General features: G+C 72.8%; 5 protein-coding genes. All 5 read right to left on the bottom strand.

The genetic code is table 11. The annotated features are described in order from the left end of the window. Positions 1 to 115: 115 nt before the first annotated feature. Complete coding sequence (locus tag ACFXPL_RS31380; RefSeq protein WP_384925974.1) at positions 116 to 2,317, bottom strand: glycosyltransferase family 39 protein; 2,202 nt, start codon at positions 2,315 to 2,317, stop codon at positions 116 to 118. After that, positions 2,314 to 3,705 (bottom strand): glycosyltransferase, encoded by a 1,392-nt coding sequence (locus tag ACFXPL_RS31385; protein WP_384925976.1) that lies wholly within the window; start codon positions 3,703 to 3,705, stop codon positions 2,314 to 2,316. Before ACFXPL_RS31385 ends, ACFXPL_RS31380 begins: the two co-directional genes overlap by 4 nt. 25 nt (positions 3,706 to 3,730) lie before the next feature. Continuing rightward, positions 3,731 to 5,488 carry a sensor histidine kinase gene (locus tag ACFXPL_RS31390; protein WP_384925978.1) on the bottom strand — a complete coding sequence of 586 codons (1,758 nt, stop codon included), beginning with the start codon at positions 5,486 to 5,488 and terminating at the stop codon, positions 3,731 to 3,733. After that, on the bottom strand, positions 5,485 to 6,240 hold the full coding sequence (locus tag ACFXPL_RS31395) for a response regulator transcription factor (protein WP_384925980.1): 756 nt from the start codon (positions 6,238 to 6,240) through the stop codon (positions 5,485 to 5,487). Before ACFXPL_RS31395 ends, ACFXPL_RS31390 begins: the two co-directional genes overlap by 4 nt. Positions 6,241 to 6,310: 70 nt before the next feature. Then, a partial coding sequence (locus tag ACFXPL_RS31400; RefSeq protein ID WP_384925982.1) for an amidohydrolase family protein occupies positions 6,311 to 7,080 on the bottom strand: 770 nt, incomplete at its 5' end.

A 7,080-nucleotide genomic window follows, 5' to 3' on the forward strand; every position in this document is an offset into this window, starting at 1 on the left:
CCTTGAACGCCTTGTACGGTGTATGGGACTCGCGTCGCCATACACCGTACAAGAGACTCCCTTACGCCGTACAGAGAGTTCTCCGGGCCGTCCCTCCGACGGGTGTTTCCCGGGGTTACGCCTTCTGCGTCAGGTCGTAGAGCGTGGTGCCGTCCACGGTGACCTTCTTGAAGGTGGCCTCCACCCAGGTGGTGAGGGAGGAGCTGCCGTTGCCGCCGGGGCCGCCGCCGCTGCCCGAGAGGAAGTAGTGGATCTTCCCGTCGGCCACGTACTTCTTGAACTGGGCGAGGGTCGGGGACGGGTCGCTGCCGTTGAAGCCGCCGATCGCCATGACGGGCTTCCCGGTGGCGAGCTGGTAACTGGCGGCGTTCTGGGAGCCGATGGCCGCGGCGACCCAGGTGTAGTCGGAGGCGTTCTTCTTGAGGGCCGCCTCGACCTCGGTGGAGACGTTCTGGCCGTTGAGGAGGCCGCCCATGCCGCCACCGCCGCCCATGCCACCGCGCTCGCCCATGGCACCGCCGCCGGGCATACCGCCCGGCATGCCCCCGGCCTGCTGGCCGTTCCGGCTGTTCTGCTGCTGGCCGGTCTGGCCCGTCTGGCCGTTCTGGCCGTTCTGCGTGGGGGGCTGACCCATGCCCTGGCCGCCGCCACCGGTCGGGGGCTGCCCCATGGCCTGACCGCCGGTGCCGGTGCCCGTGCCCTGGCCGGGCATCCTCATCCCGCCGCCGTCGCCACCGCCGGGACCGCCGCCCCCGGGACCGCCGCGTCCGCCGCCCCCGCCGAAGCCGCCCATCGAGGCCGGGCCCGCCGTGACGATCGAGCCGGTGTGCGCGCTGTTGACCGTGTTCAGGGTGTACGCGAAGGGCGCCGCCAGCGAGGCCACGACGGCGAGACCGGCCGCGCCGAGCGCGAGCCGCCGCCCCAGCCGCCCCACGCACAGCAGCCCGACCGCCGCCACCAGACCGCCGATCAGCACCGCCCAGCGCAGCCACGGCAGGTACTCCGAGACCCGGCCGAGCAGGACGAAGGCCCAGACCGCGGTCCCCGCGGCCGTCACCGCCAGGGTCGCCGACGCCGCGATGTGCGCCCGCTCCTCCCACAGCACCGCGACGCCCATCCCGATGACGGCGGCGATGTACGGGGCCAGGGCGACCGTGTAGTACTGGTGGAAGATGCCGGCCATGAAGCTGAAGACGCCCATGGTCATCAGCAGCGCGCCGCCCCACACGAGGAAGGCCGAGCGCGCCGTGTCCGTACGCGGGCTCCTGCGGGTGATGACGAGTCCGGCGACGAGCAGGATCAGCGCGGCGGGCAGCAGCCAGGAGATCTGGCCGCCGACCTCGGAGTTGAACATCCGGCCGAGTCCGGTCTCGCCCCACATGCCGCCACCGGCGCCGCCGCCGCCCCCTCCACCGCCGCCGACGCTGCCGGCCTCGTCGCCGTTGATGCGGCCGAGACCGTTGTAGCCGAAGGTCAGTTCGAGGAAGGAGTTGTTCTGCGAACCGCCGATGTACGGGCGGGAGGACGCGGGCCACAGCTCCACGATCGCGACCCACCAGCCGCCGGCCACCACCATCGCGCCCGCCGACAGGGCGAGCTGGCCGAGCCTGCGCCGTACGGACGTGGGCGCGCGGACCGCGTACACCAGCGCCAGCGGCGGCAGGATCAGGAACGCCTGGAGCGTCTTCGTCAGGAAGGCGAGGCCGACCGCTACGCCCGCCCACACCAGCCACTTCGTCCGGCCGGCCTCCAGCGCGCGCAGCACGCAGTGGACGGTGACGGTCATCAGCAGCGCGAGCAGCGCGTCCGGGTTGTTGAAGCGGAACATCAGCGCGGCGACCGGCGTCAGCGCCAGCACGACGCCGGCGACGAGCCCGGCGGCCGGGCTGAAGCGGCGGCGTACGGCGGCGTACAGCACCGCGATCGTCCCGACGCCCATCAGCACCTCGGGCACCAGGATCTGCCACGACCCGAGGCCGAAGAGCCGTACGGACAGGGCCATCGGCCAGAGCGCGGCCGGCGGCTTGTCGACGGTGATCGAGTTCGCGGCGTCGGAGGAGCCGAAGAAGAACGCCTTCCAGCTCTCGCTGCCCGCCTGGACCGCCGCGGAGTAGAAGGAGTTGGCGTACCCGGAGGCGCTCAGGTTCCAGAGCTGGAGGAGCGCGGTGGCCAGCAGGAGGGCGAGCAGGGCCGGGCGCACCCAGGCCGGGTCCTCCCGCCTGCCCCGCCAGAAGCGGGCGGCGCGGCCGGCGCCGGCGCGGTGGGCGTGGCCGTCCGCCGCCGGCGCGAGCCCGTCGGGCTGAAGGGTCGTGGTCATCGGGCGTTCCTTGAGTAGAGGGCGGCGGAGTCGGCGTGGCTGTCGGTGGAGCCGTCGCCGGGAAGGTCGCCGGAGAGGGCCCCGGAGAGGGCGGTGGAGGGATCGGTGGAGGGGTCGGTGGGACCGTCGGTACGGAGGAGATCGTCGGCGCGCCGGTCCGGGAAGACCCAGGCACGCAGGAGCAGGAAGCGCAGCACCGTCGCGGCGAGGTTGGCGGCGATCAGCACGGCCAGCTCGGTGGAGTGCGCGGGGCTGCCGCTGGCCGCGTCCAGGGCCGCCAGCGAACCGCTGGTCAGAGCGAGACCGATGGCGAAGACGACCAGCCCCTGGGCCTGGTGGCGGACGGCGCCGTCCCGACCGCGCACCCCGAAGGTGAGCCTCCGGTTGGCGGCGGTGTTGGCGATCGCCGAGACCAGCAGCGCGGCGGCGTTGGCGAGTTGTGGACTCGCTGTGGCGCGGAAGAGGGAGTACAGGAGAAGATAGAAGAGCGTGGACAGGGCGCCCACGACACAGAAGCCGACCAGTTGCCTGGCGAGACCGCCGGGAACCCCAGGAAGCCGGCGGTCCCTCGGGTCGTCCCCGAAGGGCCTCGCCAGCCGGTCCAGAGGCAGCGCGCCCACCGCCAGCGCACGCCCCACCCGCCAGACGCCCTTCAGGTCCTCGGTCGCGGTGCTGATGATGTTCACCGTGGAGTCGGGGTCGTCGATCCAGTCGACCGGCACCTCATGGATCCGCAGTCCGGCGCGCTCGGCGAGCACGAGCAGCTCCGTGTCGAAGAACCAGCCGGTGTCCTCGACCATCGGCAGCAGCCGCTGGGCGACATCGCGCCGTATCGCCTTGAAGCCGCACTGGGCGTCACTGAACCGGGCCGACAGAGAGGACTTGAGGATGAGGTTGTAGGCCCGCGAGATGAACTCGCGCTTGGGCCCCCGCACGACCCGCGAGGACCGGGACAGCCGGGACCCGATCGCCAGCTCGGAGTGCCCGGAGATCAGGGGGGCGACCAGCGGCAGCAGCGCGTTGAGGTCGGTGGAGAGGTCCACGTCCATGTAGGCGAGGACGGGTGAGTCGGAGTGCGACCAGACGGTACGGAGCGCCCTCCCGCGCCCCTTCTGCTCCAGCCGGTACGCCCGTACCTCCGGCAGCTCCGCGTCCAGCCGGGCGGAGACCTCTGGAGTGCGGTCGGTGCTCGCGTTGTCCGCGATCGTGATGCGGAAGCTGTACGGGAAGGTACGGGCGAGATGGCCGTGCAGGCGCCGCACACATGGTTCGAGGTCCCGCTCCTCGTTGTAGACGGGAATGGTCACGTCGAGTACGGGGGCCTCGGTCACCTCGACCGGGAGATGCTCCCGGGCCGGGAGGGTGCCCCATGAAGTGTCGGTTCGCATGGTGGAACACTCGCGAGACGGGCTGTCACGGCCGTGTGGTGAGCCTGTGCCCTGTCTGTGAGTCGTACACGGACCCCTGTACGGAGCCCTGGGCGGGTCCCTGTGGGGGTACTTGGGCGGGTCCCTGCGCGGGCGGCCGCGGGCACGGTGCCGTCTGCGCCGGCACCTGCGGCAGCCGTACGGAGAAGACGGTCCTGCCGGGCACGCTCTCGACCGTCACGGTCCCGCCGTGCGCGGTGACGACCGCCTGCACGATCGCGAGACCGAGCCCGGTGGACCCGGCCGCGCGGGAGCGGGAGGCGTCGCCGCGCGCGAAGCGTTCGAAGACATGGGGGAGCAGCGTGGCGGGGATCCCAGGACCGTCGTCCTGCACGTCGAGAACGACACAGGAGCCGCGCCCCGGCTGCCCGGACCGCCCCGCCTGCCCCGGCTGCCCCGCCTGCCCGGACTGCCCCGGGGGCCCGTCGGGGCTTCTGCGCACGCGCGCGACGACGGTGGTGCCGGGCGGCGTGTGTGTACGGGCGTTGGCGAGGAGGTTGACGAGGACCTGGTGAAGCCGGGAGCCGTCGCCGTGCACGGTGGCGGGCGGCTCCTCGGGCCCCGGCAGCTCCAGCCGCCAGTGGTGGCCCTGCCCGGCGGCGTGCGCGTCGCTCAGCGCGTCCACCACCAGCGGGGAGAGATCGGTGGTCCCGTACGAGAGCGGGCGTCCCGCGTCGAGCCGCGCCAGCAGCAGCAGGTCCTCGACCAGCCCGGTCATCCGCTGCGCCTCGGCCTCGATCCGGCCGAGCGCGTACCGGGTGTCGGGGCCGGTCTCCTCCCGGCCGCGCCGGGTCAGTTCGGCGTACCCGCGGATGGAGGCCAGCGGCGTACGCAGCTCATGGCCCGCGTCCGCGACGAACTGCCGTACCCGCGTCTCGCTCTCCTGCCGGGCGGCGAGCGCCGAACCGACGTGCCCCAGCATCCGGTTGAGGGCGGCGCCGACCTGCCCGACCTCGGTCCGGGGATCGGCCTCGGCGGTGGGCACCCTGACGAGCGGGGCCACCTCGCCGCTGTGCAGCGGCAGTTCGGAGACCTGGGTGGCGGTGGTGGCGACGCGACGCAGCGGACGCAGGGCGACCCCGACGAGGGTGCCACCGGCGATCCCGGCCGCGACGAGGCCCGCGAGGGTGACGCAGACCTCCACGAGGACCAGGATGTTGAGGTTGTCCTGGACGTCCTTGAGGGGGACACCGACGAGGAAGTCGCCCCGGGGACCCTCGATGTACGTGACCCGGTAGTCGCCGAGTCCGGGCAGCGTGACCGAGTGCGGCTTGCCGTCCCGTGCGACGGTGGCGAGGCCGGCGCTCTGCGCCGAGGTCAGGTCCTTGTTCGAGACGGGAGGCCAGGTGGTCGCGCTCTTCTGCTCGTCGCTGACCAGCCCCCGGCCGACCGCGCCGTCGGCCGACACCACCGCGCCGACCGTCCCGAGCGGCGCGCCACCACCGGTGACCACCTCCAGCGGGTCCTTCTCCATCGGGTCCTTGGAGCCGCCGGGAAGCGCGCCGGGCGGTGGACTGCCGTTGGCGGCCCCGCCCCGGGGCCCCGCCGCGCGTTCCGCGACGGACTGCACCTGCGCGTCCAACTGGTTGTACAGATACGAGCGGAAGGCGATCGTCGTGACCGCGCCGATCACCGAGCCGACGACGGCGATCAGCGCGACCGCCGACACCACGAGCCGGGTCCGCAGCGACCAGCGCCGCCCCTTCATCCCCCGGCTGCCCCGCGCACTCCTCGGACCGCTCATCGCGGGGCGTCACCCGGTTCACCGGGCTTGATCAGATAGCCGGCGCCGCGCCGCGTGTGGATCATCGGAGGGCGCCCGGCGTCGATCTTCCGGCGCAGGTAGGAGATGTACAGCTCGACGACGTTGGCCTGGCCGCCGAAGTCGTACGACCACACCCGGTCGAGGATCTGGGCCTTGCTCAGCACCCGGCGCGGGTTGCGCATCAGATAGCGCAGCAACTCGAACTCGGTCGCCGTGAGGTGGATGGAGTGCCCGTCGCGGGTGACGTCGTGGCTGTCCTCGTCGAGCGTCAGATCCCCGACCACCAGCAGCGACTCGCTCCGTACGGCCGCCGCCCCGGAACGCCGGATCAGCCCGCGCAGCCGAGCCACGACCTCCTCCAGGCTGAACGGCTTGGTGACGTAGTCGTCGCCGCCCGCGGTCAGCCCGGCGATACGGTCCTCGACGGAGTCCTTCGCGGTGAGGAAGAGCACGGGCACCTGCGGCATCTCACGGCGCAGCCGGCCGAGGACGGCGAGACCGTCCATGTCCGGCAGCATCACGTCCAGCACCACGGCGTCGGGCCGGAACTCCCGCGCACCGCGCACGGCGCCGGCCCCGTCCCCGGCGCTGCGCACCTCCCAGCCCTCGTACCGCAGGGCCATGGAGAGCAGCTCGGTGAGCGACGCCTCGTCGTCGACGACGAGCACGCGGACGGGGCTCCCGTCCGGCCTGAGCATTTCGGTACGCCCGCGGGGCGAGGTGATGGTCATGGTGCTCACCTTGGGCAGGCCCTCTGAGAGAGGGCTTTCCGCATCCTGTGAATTCCCTGAGAATGCGTACTCAGCGGCGCGCGCCGTCGTCTTCGGGCTGGTGGGGCCCCAGCCCGAAGAGCCGCGCCCCGTTCCCGTGGCAGACGGCGCGCAGCCAGTCGTCGCCGAGCCCGAGCCGCTCCAGGGCTTCGAGCTGGTGCGCGTACGGGTACGGCAGGTTCGGGAAGTCCGTCCCCAGCAGGATCCGGTCGCCCAGACCGGCGAGCCGCGCCCGCGCCCCGGCGGGGAAGGGCGCGAACCGTTCGCTGAAGTCCGTGCAGGCCATCGTGGTGTCGAGCCGTACCTCGCCGTACCGTTCCGCGAGGTCCAGGAAGTCGGCGTACTCCGGCATCCCCAGGTGCGCGACGACCAGCCGCAGCCGGGGATGCGCCGCCAGCAGCCGCCCCACCGGCCCGGGCCCGGTGTGCTTCCCGGGCACGGGCCCCGAGCCGCAGTGGGTCACCACCGGGACACCGGCCTCGGCGAGGAGTCCCCAGGCGGGACGGAGCAGCGGATCGTTCGGGTCGTACGCCCCCACCTGGACGTGCGCCTTGAAGATCCGCGCACCGCCCTCGACGGCTTCCCGTACGTACGCCTCCACGCCCTCCTCCGGGAAGAGCGTGGCGGTCCGCAGACAGCCGGGCGTACGGTCGGCGAACCCGGCGGCCCAGCCGTTCAGCCAGCGGGCCATGCCCGGCTTGTGCGTATAGACCATCGACGTGAACGCGCGCACGCCGAACGCCCTGAGCAGGGCGAGCCGTTCGGCCTCGTCGTGGCGGTAGGTGATGGGCCAGTCCCGGC

Source organism: Streptomyces sp. NPDC059092, assembly GCF_042756365.1.
Classification (GTDB): Bacteria; Actinomycetota; Actinomycetes; order Streptomycetales; family Streptomycetaceae; genus Streptomyces.

Excerpts from the sequence above, each read along its gene's own strand:
- ACFXPL_RS31390 (WP_384925978.1), bottom strand. The coding sequence starts at position 5,488 with ATGAGCGGTCCGAGGAGTGCGCGGGGCAGCCGGGGGATGAAGGGGCGG.
- ACFXPL_RS31385 (WP_384925976.1), bottom strand. The coding sequence starts at position 3,705 with ATGCGAACCGACACTTCATGGGGCACCCTCCCGGCCCGGGAGCATCTC.
- ACFXPL_RS31395 (WP_384925980.1), bottom strand. The coding sequence starts at position 6,240 with ATGACCATCACCTCGCCCCGCGGGCGTACCGAAATGCTCAGGCCGGAC.
- ACFXPL_RS31380 (WP_384925974.1), bottom strand. The coding sequence starts at position 2,317 with ATGACCACGACCCTTCAGCCCGACGGGCTCGCGCCGGCGGCGGACGGC.